A 14,930-nucleotide genomic window follows, 5' to 3' on the forward strand; every position below is an offset into this window, starting at 1 on the left:
AGTAAGAACTGATCAACAAACAGCAAGACCGCACCAACACTAATCGCAGCATCGGCGACATTGAATACCCATGGGAAATGGAGTGCGCTGGCATCGATAAAGTCGACAACGGCGCCGAAACGGACCCGGTCGATCAGGTTGCCGAACGCGCCGCCGACGACCATGGCCAGCGACAGTTTCAGCATGCGGCCCTCGGCACGCAAAAGCCAGACCAGAAAACCCAGTGCGATCAACAGCATGGCGGCGCTCAGCACCCAGCGCATCAGGCCTTCGGACTGCAGGAAACCATAGCTCATGCCCCGGTTCCACAGCATGCTCAGGTCAATCGGTCCCGGCACAGCCATCCGGCCGCAGGCAACAGTCCCATCCAGACAGGGCAGCGCATTGAAACGCGCATCTGACAGGATCAGCCATTTCGACACCTGATCGGCCAGGATCACGACAGGCACCAGGGCCAGCGCCCATATATTTGCCGAATTGAACTTCATGCCGTGCAGATTGCAGACCCCGCCCCGCCGATCAAGCGATTCTGTGCAGGTTCGGGCGCTGTGCGGGCGTCCTGCCGTAAGACAGGACGCCGCGCCCCGTCTTATTCAGGGTTGGTCAGCTTCAGAATGAACCGGTCGGTCTGGCCGCGCACGGCCGGGTCGAACACGTTTTTCGTGTGATCGTCAGCCGCGCTGGACAGGATATCGCTGTTCACCTCAACGCGGAATCCTGCGGCCTCGGCCGATGCCACCGCAAGTGCCGGATCGATCCGGTGCAGTTCATTATTGTCTGCCCCAGGCACGCCGGCATGATCGATCACGCCAAGTACGCCCCCCGGCTTCAGTGTGCCGCGGATGGCGGACAGGAACCCGACCGCCGCCTCAGGTCCATAGGCATTGTAAACGTCATGGAAGTTCAGCCCCGTCAGCGCCACGTCCACACTGGCTGCCGGAATGGTGAGCGCCGTCAGCTCTTCGTCCTTGCGCACAACATTCGCCAACCGGTCGCCGGCAAGCCGCGCCGTCAGCGCCTTGTCATAGGCCCGGTCGCGCAGGGCGAGCGCCGCTTCGCTGTTCTGCGCATAAACCGTACCGTCCGGCCCGACCGCGATGGACAGCACTTCAGTGTACCAGCCGCCCGACGCAATGAAGTCCGCCGCCGTATCGCCGGGCTTGATGCCGAGATAGGCCAGCACCTCGGCCGGCTTGCGGCCAGCATCGCGCGCCTTGTCTTCGTCAGAGCGGGTTTCTGCGGCAGCAAGCGCCCCGGACACGGCCGCGACATCAATCGCCGCTGGCGCGACCACCATTTCCGCTTCCGGAGCCGTCTCGGCGACGGCGACTTCGGCCGGCGCAGCTCGCGCCTCGACCAATGTGGCTTCCGGTGCGTCCGCGACGGGTGTCGCACAGGCACCCAGCAGCGCCGCTCCAAACAGGCTGATAGCGAAAAATTTCATGATCTGTCCCTCCCGATCATTGTTGTGATTGCGAGGAAACCTAAACGCGCCGCATGACCCCGGCAACCAATGCCGGAGCGCGTCCGCTCAACAATCCGTGAACGATCAGCTGTGGGTAGCGTCCCAGGCCTTCACACTCAGCGCGTCGCGCGGCGTGATGTCGGGGAAAGCCGGGTTCGCCGTTGCCGGATCAAAATATTTCCAGCTGCGCCGGCACTTCACGCCGTCCGCCTTGACCGGATAAACGATCACGCCCGGCGTATCGTCCAGCGTGAACCCGCCACCCTCGCCCGCCGATGAATGCACCAGCTCGGCGCCCGAGGTGATGAACAGGTCGCCCGCATCCTCGCCCTTGAACGCCTTGATCAAAGCCTCGTCGGAAATCAGCACGCGCGGCGAGGATTCCAGCGACGCGCCGATCCGCTTCTCGCGCCGCTCGACTTCCAGCGCGCCTGTCACGACGCGACGTACGGTGAAGATTTTCTCCCAGCGTGCGGCAAGCTCGGCGTCCTGCCAGCCCGGCGGCGTGTCCGGGAACTGCAGCAGGTGCACCGAAGCCGCCCTGTCCTTGATGTGACTTTCAAGGAAGGCCTCTTCCATCGTGAACGGCATTACCGGAGCCAGCCAAGTGAGAAGTCGCTCCAGCACCGTCGCCATCACCGTGCGCGCGGCGCGCCGACGGTTACCGAACACCGCGGTCGCCTTGTCCCAGGCTTCCGCTGTTTCAAAGCGCGGGTCGCAATAGAGGCTATCCTTGCGAATATCGAAATACACAGCCGACAGGTCGACCCCGCAGAAATTGATCAGCAGGCTCATCACCTTCTTGAAATCATAAACATTATAGGCGGCGCGAACCTGCGCATCGAGTTCCGACAGGCGGTGCAGAACCCAGCGCTCAAGGCCGGGCATCTTGTCGGCGGCGATGGCTTCCTCTGCCGTATAGCCTTCCAGCGCGCCCAGCATGTAGCGGACCGTGTTGCGCAGCTTGCGATAGGATTCCACTGATCCCTTGATGATCTCGTCGGAAATCCGCAGGTCTTCGGTATAATCGCCCGAGGCCGTCCAGATGCGCAGGATCTCGATGCCATACTGTTTGGCAATCTGTTCCGGTTCGATCGTGTTACCGATCGATTTCGACATCTTCTTGCCTTCGGAATCGACGATGAAGCCGTGCGTCAGCACCTGTTTGTAAGGGGCCATGCCGCGCGTCGCGCAGCATTCCAGGAGCGATGACTGGAACCAGCCGCGATGCTGGTCAGAGCCTTCCATGTAGAGATCTGCCTGCCCGGTCTCGGCGTCGATGATACCGCGCTCGCGCAGGGCGAAGGCATGCGTCGTGCCGGAATCGAACCAAACGTCCAGCACATCCGTCACCTTATCCCAGTCAGCGGCGTCTATGCCGTGGGCGGACAGGAACGTCTCTTTCGGCGTATCAAACCAGGCCTCGACGCCGCCCTTGGCGATGGCCGCCTTGATCGTCTCGTTCAGCGCCTTGGCCGTGTCGGCCGGCAGCGCCGCTGTGTGAGGCTGGCCGGACTTGTCGACGAAGATCGTGATCGGCACGCCCCAGTTGCGCTGACGGCTGATCAGCCAATCAGGACGACCTTCCACCATGGAGCGCAGGCGATTGCGCGCGGTCGCCGGGAAGAATTCCGTCGAGTCGATGGCGGCCAGCGCATTCTCGCGCAGCGACTTGCCGTTCGGACCGGGCTTGTCCATCGAGATGAACCATTGCGGTGTCGCGCGGCGGATGACGGGTGCTTTCGAGCGCCACGAGTGCGCATCGCGAATCGAGGTGATGCCCCGCGCCAGCAGGTTGCCGCTCTCAGCCAGCGCCGCGATCACTTCATTGTTCGCCTTGCCCGGCTCGCCGCGCTTCTTGCCGCTGGTGCGGACGATATCCATGCCCGCAAAGCGCGGTACGTCCGGCGTGTAGCAGCCATCGGCATCGACGATCTGGCGAATGTCCTGGGTCGTGCGGCCGGACTCGACCCATACATTGAAGTCATCCTCGCCATGCGCAGGCGCTGTGTGGACGAAGCCGGTACCGGCATCAGCCGTGACGTGCTCGCCGGAAAGCATGGGGATGGGTTTGTCAAAGAAAGGATCCATACCGGAGAGAGGGTGCTTGAGCGTCCAGCCTGTCGGATCGACGTCAGAGACGCGTGTGAAGGCACTGACCTTGGCACCGTCCATGACCGTCTGAGCGAGATCATCGGAGATGATGAGTTTCTCTCCGGCTTTCGCGTAGGGCGCAAAGCCCAGCTCTTCCTCGCTCATGACGGCATCGACCGTGTAGAGGCCGTACGAAATGTCCGGGCTGAACGATACGGCCTGGTTGGCCGGGATCGTCCAGGGAGTCGTCGTCCAGATGACAACGCTTGCATCGTCATCGCGCCCGACAACCGGAAACTTCACCCAGATCACAGGCACCTTGCGGTCGTAATATTCCACTTCCGCTTCGGCGAGCGCCGTCCGCTCGACGGGCGACCACATGATCGGCTTGGCGCCGCGCACCAGCGCGCCCTGCATCGCCATGCGCAGGAACTCGGCGACAATCGTCGCCTCGCTCTCGAATTTCATCGTCAGGTACGGATTGTCCCATTCGCCCTCGATGCCCAGCGCGCGGAATTCCCGGCCCTGAATCTCGACCCATTTCTCGGCATAAGCGCGGCAGGCGGCGCGGAACTCGTCGCCCGGCACATCGTCCTTGCCGCGGTTCTTCGAGCGGAATTCCTCTTCCACCTTCCATTCGATCGGCAGGCCATGGCAGTCCCAGCCCGGCAGGTAAGGGGCATCATGACCCGTCATCTGGTGCGAGCGTACGATCACGTCCTTGACGATCTTGTTCATCGCGGTGCCGAGGTGGATATGCCCGTTGGCATAGGGCGGGCCATCATGGAGGATCCATTGTTCCGCCCCGCGCGCTTTCGCATCCGCGCGCAGCTGGCCATACAGTTTCATCTCGTCCCAGCGGGCAATCCATTCCGGCTCGCGCTTCGGCAGGACGCCGCGCAACGGAAAATCGGTAGTCGGCAGGAACAGCGTGTCGCGGTAATCGCGGTCAGTCAGGGAATCGGTCATGGGGCTCTGTATGGCTTCTTGCGGTATCTATGAATCTGATACGGGTTTCCCATGGCTTTGCCACGGGTTTCTGGATGGGTTTCTGCAGCATGAGTTCCCGGCTTCGCCCGCCCCGTCAAATCGGGTCAGTGCGCCGCCGGGCGTCTAATTCGAATGCAGTGTATCCGTGCCATGCTTTTCGCCTAGCAGGCGGGGCCAGCGCTGTCACTATCTGGCGCGATCTTTGGTCGCTACCGGCCCCTGTTCCGACAGGTCTTCCATGACATGTTCACACAGCACCTCGAACACGGAAGCGTTTTCCAGCAGGTTGGCCCAGGTCACGCCATGATCGAGAATGACATAGCGCGAGACGTGCACCATTTCCGGATCGGACTTGTACACCGACACGGCGGCATAGGCCTGATTGATCTGGCTGACCTCATCCACCGACTTCTCCGACAAGACACCCGCAAGGAATTCCAGCCCCCGGCAATCGGTACCGTCCGGATTGGCGCAAGCTGTATAGACGGCAAAGGGCGTACCGTGCCTCGTCGTCGCGAAGACGTAGGGCGCCTGCCGGTCATTCACCCCCGTCATGGTCAAATGCGCGTCCATGTCGTCGAGCAGCAAGTGCAAGTCACCCGCGCCGACAGAACCGACCAGCATGTCCGGCGCACGAATGCTTGTGTCGGCCCCCTCGGCAAGCGCGCCAAGTGGCATGACAGCCGACAGGCAAAGGGACACGATGACTTTCTGCATATCAATTCCAACACGGGAGACGGTCCGGAGTTCCGTCGGGCAGCATCAGTTTTCAGAGGAAATCAGGCGCTAATTGGGCGAGACCGCAGCCGCATGCAATCGGATGCGCGATTCCGCAGCATCCTTGTGCATTTGTTCGATCAGGGCGTCGACGCTTTCGAACTTCTGTTCGGGCCGCAGGTACGACACCAGCTGCACTTCCAGCCACTTGCCGTAAATGTCCTGGTCAAAGTCGAAAATGAACGTTTCCAGCAGCGGGTCACGCAGGCCGGTGGTGGGCGTGCGCCCAAAACTGGCGACACCGTCACGCCACGCGCCCTCGCCCTCGACCAGCGCCCGGACCGCGTAGACACCATGGCGCGGATGGATCAGATCGTTGAGATGGATGTTCGCCGTCGGAAAGCCGAACGTGCGACCGTTCTTTTCACCGGATTCGACCAATCCTTCAGCGACCCACCAATCGCCAATTATTTCGGCAGCGGTTTCCGGCTCGCCCGCCATCAGGGCCTGCCGCGTCGCCGTTGACGAGGCTTTCGTTCCCAATTCCAGCACTTCCTCGACAATCGACACGCCGAAACCGAGGGCTCGCCCCAGGCTGGAAAGGCGCGCCGCATGGCCCATCCGACCGCGCCCGAAACGGAAGTCGAACCCGACGGAGACGTGAGAAACGCCCAGCCCCTCGACGAGGACCGTTCGCACGAACCCTTCATCCGTCATTGCCGCCATCTCGCCATTGAACGGCAATTCAAATACGGCATCCGCGCCCTCTGCGAGGATACTGGCATTGCGCCGTTCCGGACGGAAAATACGGAAGGGCGGGTCATTGGGCCGGAAATAGGCCCGCGGCGGCGGCTCGAATGTCGCGACGGAGAACTTGCCATGCCCGGCCTTGCGGGCCGCGTCGATCACCGCCCGGTGCCCGGCATGCAGCCCGTCAAAGTTGCCGAGCGCGATTGACGCGCCCCGCGCGCTCTCCGGCAATCGGCGATAGTCGGCGTAAACGGCCATCAGGCCTCCCGGCGCGGCGCAACCACTTCGGCTTCGCCCGTGATGACGCGCTTGCCGTCAACTGTGCATTCCACTTTCAGGGTCACCCGGTTGCCCCGGTCCTGCTTCTCGGCGACTTCCGCGCGAACTGTCACCGTATCGCCGATATGAACCGGGCGTTTGAAGCGCATGGACAGGCCGATGAAGATGGCGCCCGGGCCTGGCAGATTGTTGCCCAGAATGCCGGAGATATAGCTGGCCGTCAGAGCGCCATGCGCAATGCGGCGCCCGAAAACGGTCTTTGCGGCGAATTCTTCGTTCATGTGCAGGGGATTGTAGTCACCCGACACTTCAGCGAATCGCTGGATGTCATCTTCCGTTATCGTGTGCACGGTTTCGTGCGCCATTCCGATATCCATGTCTTCGTACTTGTAGCCGTTGAACTCGCTCATGCGTTCGGGTCTCCGATATTGATCTGAAAGGTTCGTTACACGCGGGCGATGCCCACGTCACCATCTTAGGCCCGTCATGGCGTAAGTGGCCTGTTCGCCATAGTCGGCCAGCAGGTCAGTCACTTCCTGCTCAAAGTCGGCGCCGTGCTCCTTCAGGCCCGTCCCGACATAGAGGCTGTCATAACCCTGCAGGCGTGCGCCACGCACGTCGGTTGCGGGACTGTCACCGATGCACAGGATGCGCGATGGTTCAGCGCCCAGATCGCGCAGGCGCTCCACCGCCAGCCGGTAAATCGCCGCGTGCGGCTTGCCGGGATAGACAACCGTCCCGCCCAGGTCTTCGTAAATCTCCGCCAGCGCGCCCGCGCACCAATAGAGCTTGCCGCCAACACGCACCTGCTTGTCCGGATTGGCGCAAATCATAGGCAGGTTGCGGTCAACGCCCTGTTTGAGCTCTGCCGTATAGTCTCCCGGCAAGTCATTCACCTGGTCACGCAGGCCAATGCACAGCAACAGGTCCGCGTCGGCAGTGTCGACGAACGTCAGGTCGAGCCCATTGTACAAGTATTTGTCATGTTCGAAGCCCTCGTCGGACCCAAGGCGCCAGATCGTCTTGTCGCGGCGCAGCGTGAGTTCAGCGCGCGTCGCATCCCCGGACGAGACGCAATCATCAAATGCATCTGACGGCACACCGAGCGGTTCAAAATAGCGAATGACCTGCGCCTTCGGCACCGGCGCATTGGTGATCAGGCATACGCGGCCGCCCTGCGCTCGGAAATTCACCAGCGCCTCGCAGGCCTCGGTGAAGGCCGCACGGCCATTGTGGATCACCCCCCACACGTCGCAGAGGATGGAGTCATAATCCTGCGCGATTGAAGACAGGCCTTGAGGGAACTGGAGTTTTGTCATGCGCCGCGACCTAGGCTGCGCCGCAGGCAGGGTCAATCCGGTCCGAAACTATTGGGTGAGCCCGCAAGCGCTCGCCGGCAGCGGATTGAGCACATACAGCGTGGCCGTCGGGATGGAATGCGCGTTCGCGAGATAACAGCCCCTCACCGTCATGACCTGGCCGATATTCTCGCCGCTCTGCAGGCTGGGCATGTATTCGCAAGACACGCTATTGGCGGCGAACTGTGTCGGATCGCCCGGACGTATGTTCAGGAGCAGATGGTTGGACCCGGTCGGCACGGACATCATGCGCACCCCATCCATCGGGCCAAATTCACAATCGCCGTCGAGCATTGTGTAAGTGCCGTCTGCGTTTTCAAACGAGGGATAGGCTTCGACCGACATGGTCAGGTCCAGCAGGACGACCGAATGGTCTTCGATCTTTTCAAGGGCGGGCGGCGCCTCGAACTCATGCGGATCAGGCAGGATGGCCCGGACGGGCAGCACGTCAGGCGGCGTCTGCGCCGTTGCCGCACAAACAAATGCGAACAGGAAAACAGGCAAGGCAATCAAACGCATAAGGCGACTCCCGTCTCAACCGGACAGGCACATTAAGCTCAGCGATTGGGGCGAAATGATGCCGAGTGCTCAGCCGAAGCTGGACAGGCGCTCGACCAATGCCTGTGGCGGGGCGGTCTCTTCCATGAGGGACGCCTTGATCGGACGCGGCGCACCGAAGATGTGGCCCTGACCGTAAGGGATGTCGTATTCGAGAATTTCGACGACGCTGGCTTCGTCCTCGATTTTTTCCGCGATCATGGTGACGCCATAGCGCGAGAAGACGGCACTGACTTCCTCGCCACCAACCCGGCGGTTGATCGATGAGACGGGTCGCGCACCATGCGGATCGCGCAACTGGTCGATCAGGGTCGTACCGTTCATTTTCACGAAACGGACGCCCGCAGCCTGGAGGCGCGGCAGATCGAGCGACAGGTCTGACGCATGGTCGATCGAGAAGCGGAAGCCCAGCGCCGTAAGCCGGTCCATATTATCCCGCATCGTGCGCGAGCGCGTTTCGAACTGGTCTGCGCGAATTTCGAAAATCACGGCACCGGACAGGTCGCGATTCTCGGTCATGAACTGCAGGAACATCGGGAAGAAAGCCGTATCCTCCAGCGACGATGCCGCAATGTTGCAGAATACGCCGACGCGGCGGTCACGTTCGGCCAAGCGGCGCACGATCTGGACGCACCGGAACAATGTGAAATTGTCGATGATTCCCATCAGGTTGGCGCGACGGCCGGCATCGAGAAATTCAGCTGGCAGGATCAGCGAACCATCCGGGCGACGCAGGCGCGTGAAGCCCTCATAGAAAGACACGCGGCGCTGCGGCAGCGACACGATGGGCTGGAGGTGAAGGTCCACCCGGCCGTCCTTCAGCGCATCCTTCACGTCACGCAGCACGGAATCTTCCTGCGGCGCGACGGCCGATACGATGGACGGCTCGGACAGTTTCGATTCGAAGCTGCGCGAGAGCCGATCGATCAGGCCTTCGAGTTGTTTCATTTCTGACACCAGCGCGTCGCGGCGCTCGGTCAGCTCGTGCTTCACTGTGGCTTCGACCGCTTCAGTGCGCGCGTCGATGACATCGACACGCTCTGCCGTGTCGCGGTTCCTGCGCTCGACCTGGTCCATGCGCTCGTCCAGTTGCTGGCGCGAGCGGCTGCTGGCGGAGAGAACATGAATCTGGGCGAGAATCACAGATACGATCGCCCCGCTGGCGAGCGACAGCGGCAGGCTGAGACCTGCATAGGTGTTAACGCCATAGCCGACGCCACTGCCTATTGCGATGTACAGCAGGAACAAGACAAAAGTCATACGTTCAGCACCCAGTTCAATCCATCAACCTTAACAGATATGGCCAATTGGTTAACGAATTGCGTGGAAATGGCCTGATTTGCCACCTCCGACAATCCCGTTACGGTCCACCGTTGCATCAAGATCACAGACGTTTTGAGTTACACTCATGACACGTCTTCCAAGACTAGACAAAGGTTAAGGGCGGCGATACCCGGGGGTCATCGAGTTGCACTGGTCCGTGGCCATTTTATTGGCCGGAGCGGGGGCAATCTCGGGGGAGAACGGGGCTCTGCAGCGATGCGGGGCCCCGTCGCTTTATGAGGCGTCAGGACCTGTTTCAACCATGCCCCGGTCGACAAAAACCAGGTCCGTTACAGGCCAGGTCAGCGCGCTGTTCTGGCAAGCTACGGTCAGCCGTGATTCTCCGGAAAACTGCGTGGCCTGAGTCATGCCGCACGGCTCAAGCACGAGACGAACCCCATTATAATCAACCCAGTACCCGACCCGGCCGGTATCGTTCACCAGGTGGGTCACGACAAGGTCACCCGTATTGAAGACGTGTGTCTTGGTGTCGTTTTCACCCGGCAGGGGCCTCAGGCTGGCGGCATTGAATCCGCCTGCCGGGGCCTGTTCGACAAAGGTGAAGGAATCCGACACTTCATAGGCCTTGTTGATGGCGGACAGGACCTCGCTCGTGCCGACCGGACCGGAGACGCGCAGGGGCGTTTCATGGCCTGCACGCCAGCTGGCATTACGCACATCATCAAGGCCTTCGATGTCGGTACCGCGCAGTGAAAACAGCATCACGGCATCGAGATTCCTGAGGTCCTGCGGGGACATATCGGCCGCCACGCCGGCAGGTGTGCCAAAAAGGACACGCTTTCCGCCCGCCATCACCAAAACGCAGGGATTCGGGGCTGTCGCCGGTCCGCAGGGCAACAATGCGAAGTCCGTGCTGGTGATGTGGGAGGCGGTAGGGTCTGGGGGTGGCAAGGGGGTGGCAGGTCCGCCGCAAGCTGCCAATGCCAGACTGGCCAGCAGGATGATGATTCGCATGCGAGGGAGCTCCGGTCTACGAGATGACGGTCTCACCCGGTTCCCTTACGATTTCGTTTTCAGTGAAGCCGAGACAGTCGATTTCGACGCGGACACGGTCTCCTGCCTTCAACCATTTCGGCGGCGTGTGCCCTGCCCCGACTCCGGCCGGCGTGCCAGTGAAGATCACATCGCCCGGTTCCAGCGTGAAGGCGGCGGTGAGGTGTGCGATCTGCGCGGGGATGTCGTGAATCTGATCACGAACGTACCCGACCTGGCGCGGCTCTCCGTTGACGAAAGTGCGCAGCTCGAGCGCGGACAGGTCGGCAATCTCGTCCAGCGTGACAATGGCCGGACCGAATACGGCATGCGTGTCGAAGCCCTTGCCCATGATCATGGTCTGGCTGGCACGTTGCCAGTCGCGCACAGAATAATCGCAACCGACTGTCACGCCGGCCACGATTTCGAATGCCCGCTCGCGCGGGACGTGGCGTCCATGCTTGCCGATGATGACGACGAGTTCGCCTTCATAGTCGAGCTGTTCGGAGACCTTCGGCAGGTGGACGTCGGCATAGGGGCCGTTCACCGCCGTGACCTGTTTGTTGAACCATTTCTGGACGTCGGGTTTCTTCGTGTCGATGAAGCTGACGCTCTCTGCAGCATGCGCCGCATAGTTGACGCCGATACCGAGAATCTTGCCCGGCTTCGCGACCGGTGCGAGCAAGGTGACTTCATCCAGGGGGACAGGATCGCCCGATGCGTCGGCCTTCAATGCCGCCTCCATCGTATCCGCCGCAAGCGGAACGACAGAGGTCGCCCGCAAGGCACCGAAGCGTGTCACACCTTCATATTCAAATCTCACAAGACGCATACCGTTACTCTCCCGTCACACTTTTGCCCAAACACATTGCCAACCGTTCATCCCGCGTTGTGATGGGGTTTGGCAAGGGCTAGGGAAAAGGGCTGTATAGGGGAATTGAAATGGACCTTGGCGTACGAGCTCAGGAGAGCTCGCTAAGCGGCTTATTCGGACAGGGAGAACGCCTGTGCATGCCGCCTTACCAGCGTAGTTATTCTTGGGGAGAGCGCGAAGCCCTCGACCTGCTCGGCGACCTTGCTGAAGCAACCGACAGCAATATCCCGCATTTCATCGGCGCGATTGTTCTTGTGAACGGCGCCGAGTCCGGCATGGTCGAAATCGTCGACGGGCAGCAGCGCCTGACCACTTTGACGATCCTGCTGGCCGTGCTGCGCGACCTTGAACCTGACACCGAACGCGCCGCAGCGCTGCATGCCATGATTGCCGATGACGCACGCCCGATGCTCGGCGAAGCGGCCAACTGGCGCCTGACGCTGAACTATATGGACGGCGCGTTTTTCCGCGACACCATCCAGCGCCTTGGTGCAACAAAGACGCTACGGAACGAGCCGGGCGAAAGCGACAGCCAGCAACGCATGGTTGGAAATGCCGGCGCCCTGCTGAAGGAGCTGAAGCAGATGTCGGACGAGCGTCGCCGCTCCCTGACCGATACCGTCGTGACGGGTTGTGCGCTGGTCCGGGTCGTCGTGAATGACAAGGATCAGGGATTCAAGGTTTTCAGAGTTCTCAACACACGCGGCAAGGAGCCCGACGCCCACGACATCATCAAGACCGAGCTGTTCCAGAAAGCAAAGTTCTCGGTCAAGGAAGCCAATACCTATGCCGAGCGCTGGGCCGAACACGAGGCCATTCTCGGCGGCGGCGCCTTTGATGACCTGTTGCGCCAGATCCGCGCGATCCATGACCGTTCCCCCAAGGGTGATCTCGTCGCGGGTTTCCAGAAGGCCGTCCTGTCGAAAATCGACCCGCGCAAATTCCTCGACGACATGCTGCCGAACTATGTCGCCGCCTATCGGCAGATCACGACCGCCAAGGTCACCGACAGCCCGAACGCCGCCCTTGTCGCCGACAAGCTCAACCAGTTGCGCGCGCTGGAGCAACAGAGCTGGCGCGCGCCTGCCCTCAAGTTCCTCGTCGAGCGCGGGATCGATTCTCCCATCGCACCGCAATTCTTTACCGGCCTCGAACGCCTCGGCTACGTCATCCAGCTGGTCCTCCACGACAAGGACCAGCGCAACAAGCGCTTCAACAAGGTCAGCGACGCGGTGACCAACGAACGCACGCTCCTCGCGAAGAACGGTCCTTTCGCGATCTCGAAGGATGAGGCCCGCAAGGTGCGCGAACGCCTGCTCGGCCGGTTCGCGACATTCGGCCAGAGACGCGCCATGGCGCTGCGTCTCAATGCGGCGCTGGATGGCGGTTTCACCATCCCCCCGGAATCGGACGCAACCGTCGAGCACGTCCTGCCGCGCAATGTGCACGAGGACAGCCACTGGATGGTCACCTGGCCCGACCCCGCCAAGCGCCGCGAGCAATGCGATACGCTGGGCAATTTCGTGCTGCTGACCAACAAGGTGAACCAGAAAGCCGACCGGCTCGACTATCGCGCCAAGAAGGAAGTCTATTTCAACGGCGGCGGCGGCGCGGATTTCGCCCTCACCCGCGACCTGATGGACCAGGACGCGTGGACGCCGGAAGTCGTGCGGAAACGCACCGAACGCCTCGCGGAAATCCTGGCGGAAGAATGGAACCTGCTGGCCTAGGCAACCGGCGCATCCGCACAAAACGCCCGAAGCCACCTAATTTGCGCCTTTCGCTAGGTAACCCCTAGCGGCAGCGCGCGTCAGACCTTACCCTCGCCCCAGACATAAAACACGAGGGAGCGGTGCCATGAGCCTGTTTGATCTATCCGGAAAATCAGCCATCATTACAGGATCTTCGCGCGGCATCGGCCGGGCGATTGCCGAGGCCATGGCCGATCAGGGCGCCAAGGTGACGATCTCCTCGCGCAAGCCCGGCCCCTGCCAGGAAGTCGCCGACGCGATCAACAAGAAGCACGGTGACGGTACGGCGATTGCCGTGCCCGCAAACATCTCGTCCAAGGACGAATTGCAGGCAATGGTCGACGCGACGAACAAGGCGTTCGGCAAGGTCGATGTGGTTGTCTGCAACGCGGCGGCCAATCCGTATTACGGCCCGATGGAAGGCATCACCGACGACCAGTTCGAGAAAGTCCTCCAGAACAATATCATTTCGAACCACTGGCTGATCCAGATGTGCATGCCGCAAATGCGCGACCGCAAGGATGGCGCGATCATCCTCGTCTCATCGATTGGTGGCCTGCGCGGTTCGCCGATCATCGGCGCCTACAACATCTCGAAGGCGGCTGATTTCCAGCTCGCCCGCAACCTGGCGACCGAATACGGCAAGGACAATATCCGCGTGAACTGTATCGCGCCGGGCCTGATCCGCACCGATTTCGCGCGCGCCCTGTGGGAAGACCCGAAGAACCTCAAAAGCGCCCTGTCGGGCACGCCCATGGCGCGGATCGGCGAGCCAGTCGAGATCGCCGGTGCGGCCGTTTACCTGGCTTCGGCAGCAGGTGCCTACATGACCGGCCAGATGATGGTCGTCGATGGCGGCGCAACTTGCTGAACCCGACATGCACCTGACTGACGAACCGGACTCTCCGGAGGCAGCGCCGACCGATTTCGCCACCTTCCGCGAAATCGACATCCGTGTCGGAACGATCCTCGAAGCCGCTCCGCTGGACGGCGCCCGCAAGCCCGCCTTGCGGCTGGTGATCGATTTCGGTGCGGGCGTTGGCGTGAAGAAGAGTTCAGCGCAGATCACGGTGCACTACACACCCGAGACGCTTGTCGGCAAACAGGTTGCCGCCGTCGTCAATTTCCCGCCCCGCCAGATCGGCAAATTCATGTCGGAAGTGCTGACGCTCGGGTTTCCCGATGCAGACGGCGCTATCGTGATGTTCTCGCCAGACCTGCCGGTGCCAAATGGAGCCCGCCTCGCATGAGCCGTACCGAACTTTCCACCCAGCAGTCAGAATTCTTCGCCCGCCTGAAAAACGGCACGTGGGACTTCCCGCCCGGCATCAAGAATCTCGGCATCCGCCCTGACCTCTGGCTGAAAGAGGTGTCCTATGGCTACACCCGTTATGAATGGCCGAATGACGGCTCACGCGACATCAACGAAGGACGTGTCTTCGGCGGCTGGGTCGCCGGGCTGTCTGACCATATCGTATCGATGACCATGGCCAGCGCGCTGGAGGACGGCGAATGGTTCACCACAATGGAATTGCAGACGCGAATCCTGCGCCCGGTGCCGCACGGCCTGATCACGATCGAAGGCCGCCTCGTCAGCCGTGGCAAGACCACCGGACTGGTGGAAGCCGACTGGCGCGACGAGAAGGGCCGGCACCTGGCCCGCATCACGGCCGCCAAGGCGATCCGCACAATGGAAGAGCTGCGCGGACCGGGGGCGATGGCGGCGAAGGCTTAGCGTAAACTGTCAGGAACCTTGTGCGTGACCAACCGTTCTTCAG

15 protein-coding genes are annotated in these 14,930 nt (G+C 61.6%); 4 read left to right on the forward strand and 11 right to left on the reverse strand.

The window, feature by feature from the left end; all coding sequences use genetic code 11:
- From lspA to AADA04_RS02030, 11 genes are all read right to left on the reverse strand, one after another.
- On the reverse strand, positions 1–488 hold a 488-nt coding region (gene lspA / locus AADA04_RS01980), incomplete at its 3' end, for a signal peptidase II (RefSeq protein WP_340691553.1).
- Between the two features lie 101 nt (positions 489–589).
- Complete coding sequence (locus tag AADA04_RS01985) at positions 590–1,444, reverse strand: hypothetical protein (protein ID WP_340691554.1); 855 nt, start codon at positions 1,442–1,444, stop codon at positions 590–592.
- A 105-nt stretch (positions 1,445–1,549) separates the two neighbouring features.
- The gene (gene ileS, locus AADA04_RS01990; protein WP_340691555.1) at positions 1,550–4,528 is read right to left on the reverse strand and encodes an isoleucine--tRNA ligase; all 2,979 of its coding nucleotides are present in this window, start codon (positions 4,526–4,528) and stop codon (positions 1,550–1,552) included.
- Between the two features lie 207 nt (positions 4,529–4,735).
- The gene (locus tag AADA04_RS01995) at positions 4,736–5,266 is read right to left on the reverse strand and encodes a hypothetical protein (RefSeq protein WP_340691556.1); all 531 of its coding nucleotides are present in this window, start codon (positions 5,264–5,266) and stop codon (positions 4,736–4,738) included.
- Between the two features lie 69 nt (positions 5,267–5,335).
- Positions 5,336–6,274, reverse strand: coding sequence for a riboflavin biosynthesis protein RibF (ribF, locus tag AADA04_RS02000; RefSeq protein WP_340691557.1), 939 nt, complete (start codon positions 6,272–6,274; stop codon positions 5,336–5,338).
- Complete coding sequence (locus tag AADA04_RS02005; protein WP_340691558.1) at positions 6,274–6,705, reverse strand: MaoC family dehydratase; 432 nt, start codon at positions 6,703–6,705, stop codon at positions 6,274–6,276. Before AADA04_RS02005 ends, ribF begins: the two co-directional genes overlap by 1 nt.
- Positions 6,706–6,762: 57 nt before the next feature.
- Positions 6,763–7,614: a TIGR01459 family HAD-type hydrolase gene (locus tag AADA04_RS02010; RefSeq protein ID WP_340691559.1), complete on the reverse strand. Its 852-nt coding sequence runs from the start codon at positions 7,612–7,614 to the stop codon at positions 6,763–6,765.
- A 48-nt stretch (positions 7,615–7,662) separates the two neighbouring features.
- Entirely contained in the window at positions 7,663–8,172 is a 510-nt protein-coding gene (locus tag AADA04_RS02015; protein ID WP_340691560.1) for a hypothetical protein, read from the reverse strand.
- A gap of 69 nt (positions 8,173–8,241) precedes the next feature.
- Entirely contained in the window at positions 8,242–9,471 is a 1,230-nt protein-coding gene (locus AADA04_RS02020; protein ID WP_340691561.1) for an EAL domain-containing protein, read from the reverse strand.
- A 297-nt stretch (positions 9,472–9,768) separates the two neighbouring features.
- Entirely contained in the window at positions 9,769–10,293 is a 525-nt protein-coding gene (locus tag AADA04_RS02025) for a hypothetical protein (RefSeq protein WP_340691562.1), read from the reverse strand.
- 232 nt (positions 10,294–10,525) lie between these two features.
- Positions 10,526–11,359, reverse strand: coding sequence for a fumarylacetoacetate hydrolase family protein (locus AADA04_RS02030; protein WP_340691563.1), 834 nt, complete (start codon positions 11,357–11,359; stop codon positions 10,526–10,528).
- Positions 11,360–11,469: 110 nt separating this feature from the next.
- Here AADA04_RS02030 and AADA04_RS02035 point away from each other — a divergent pair, with 110 nt between their 5' ends.
- The 4 genes from AADA04_RS02035 (at position 11,470) to AADA04_RS02050 (ending at position 14,887) form a co-directional block, all read left to right on the forward strand.
- Entirely contained in the window at positions 11,470–13,131 is a 1,662-nt protein-coding gene (locus AADA04_RS02035; protein WP_340691564.1) for a DUF262 domain-containing HNH endonuclease family protein, read from the forward strand.
- Positions 13,132–13,258: 127 nt separating this feature from the next.
- Positions 13,259–14,023, forward strand: coding sequence for an SDR family oxidoreductase (locus AADA04_RS02040; RefSeq protein ID WP_340691565.1), 765 nt, complete (start codon positions 13,259–13,261; stop codon positions 14,021–14,023).
- On the forward strand, positions 14,004–14,402 hold the full coding sequence (locus tag AADA04_RS02045) for a tRNA-binding protein (protein ID WP_340691566.1): 399 nt from the start codon (positions 14,004–14,006) through the stop codon (positions 14,400–14,402). The genes AADA04_RS02040 and AADA04_RS02045 overlap by 20 nt, the downstream gene beginning before the upstream one ends.
- On the forward strand, positions 14,399–14,887 hold the full coding sequence (locus AADA04_RS02050; protein ID WP_340691567.1) for a PaaI family thioesterase: 489 nt from the start codon (positions 14,399–14,401) through the stop codon (positions 14,885–14,887). The genes AADA04_RS02045 and AADA04_RS02050 overlap by 4 nt, the downstream gene beginning before the upstream one ends.
- Positions 14,888–14,930: the final 43 nt, after the last annotated feature.

This window comes from Hyphomonas sp., assembly GCF_037969335.1.
Lineage (GTDB): Bacteria > Pseudomonadota > Alphaproteobacteria > Caulobacterales > Hyphomonadaceae > Hyphomonas.

Excerpts from the sequence above, each read along its gene's own strand:
- AADA04_RS01985 (WP_340691554.1), bottom strand. The coding sequence starts at position 1,444 with ATGAAATTTTTCGCTATCAGCCTGTTTGGAGCGGCGCTGCTGGGTGCC.
- ileS (WP_340691555.1), bottom strand. The coding sequence starts at position 4,528 with ATGACCGATTCCCTGACTGACCGCGATTACCGCGACACGCTGTTCCTG.
- AADA04_RS01995 (WP_340691556.1), bottom strand. The coding sequence starts at position 5,266 with ATGCAGAAAGTCATCGTGTCCCTTTGCCTGTCGGCTGTCATGCCACTT.
- ribF (WP_340691557.1), bottom strand. The coding sequence starts at position 6,274 with ATGGCCGTTTACGCCGACTATCGCCGATTGCCGGAGAGCGCGCGGGGC.
- AADA04_RS02005 (WP_340691558.1), bottom strand. The coding sequence starts at position 6,705 with ATGAGCGAGTTCAACGGCTACAAGTACGAAGACATGGATATCGGAATG.
- AADA04_RS02010 (WP_340691559.1), bottom strand. The coding sequence starts at position 7,614 with ATGACAAAACTCCAGTTCCCTCAAGGCCTGTCTTCAATCGCGCAGGAT.
- AADA04_RS02015 (WP_340691560.1), bottom strand. The coding sequence starts at position 8,172 with ATGCGTTTGATTGCCTTGCCTGTTTTCCTGTTCGCATTTGTTTGTGCG.
- AADA04_RS02020 (WP_340691561.1), bottom strand. The coding sequence starts at position 9,471 with ATGACTTTTGTCTTGTTCCTGCTGTACATCGCAATAGGCAGTGGCGTC.
- AADA04_RS02025 (WP_340691562.1), bottom strand. The coding sequence starts at position 10,293 with ATGTCCCCGCAGGACCTCAGGAATCTCGATGCCGTGATGCTGTTTTCA.
- AADA04_RS02030 (WP_340691563.1), bottom strand. The coding sequence starts at position 11,359 with ATGCGTCTTGTGAGATTTGAATATGAAGGTGTGACACGCTTCGGTGCC.
- AADA04_RS02035 (WP_340691564.1), top strand. The coding sequence starts at position 11,470 with ATGGACCTTGGCGTACGAGCTCAGGAGAGCTCGCTAAGCGGCTTATTC.
- AADA04_RS02040 (WP_340691565.1), top strand. The coding sequence starts at position 13,259 with ATGAGCCTGTTTGATCTATCCGGAAAATCAGCCATCATTACAGGATCT.
- AADA04_RS02045 (WP_340691566.1), top strand. The coding sequence starts at position 14,004 with ATGGCGGCGCAACTTGCTGAACCCGACATGCACCTGACTGACGAACCG.
- AADA04_RS02050 (WP_340691567.1), top strand. The coding sequence starts at position 14,399 with ATGAGCCGTACCGAACTTTCCACCCAGCAGTCAGAATTCTTCGCCCGC.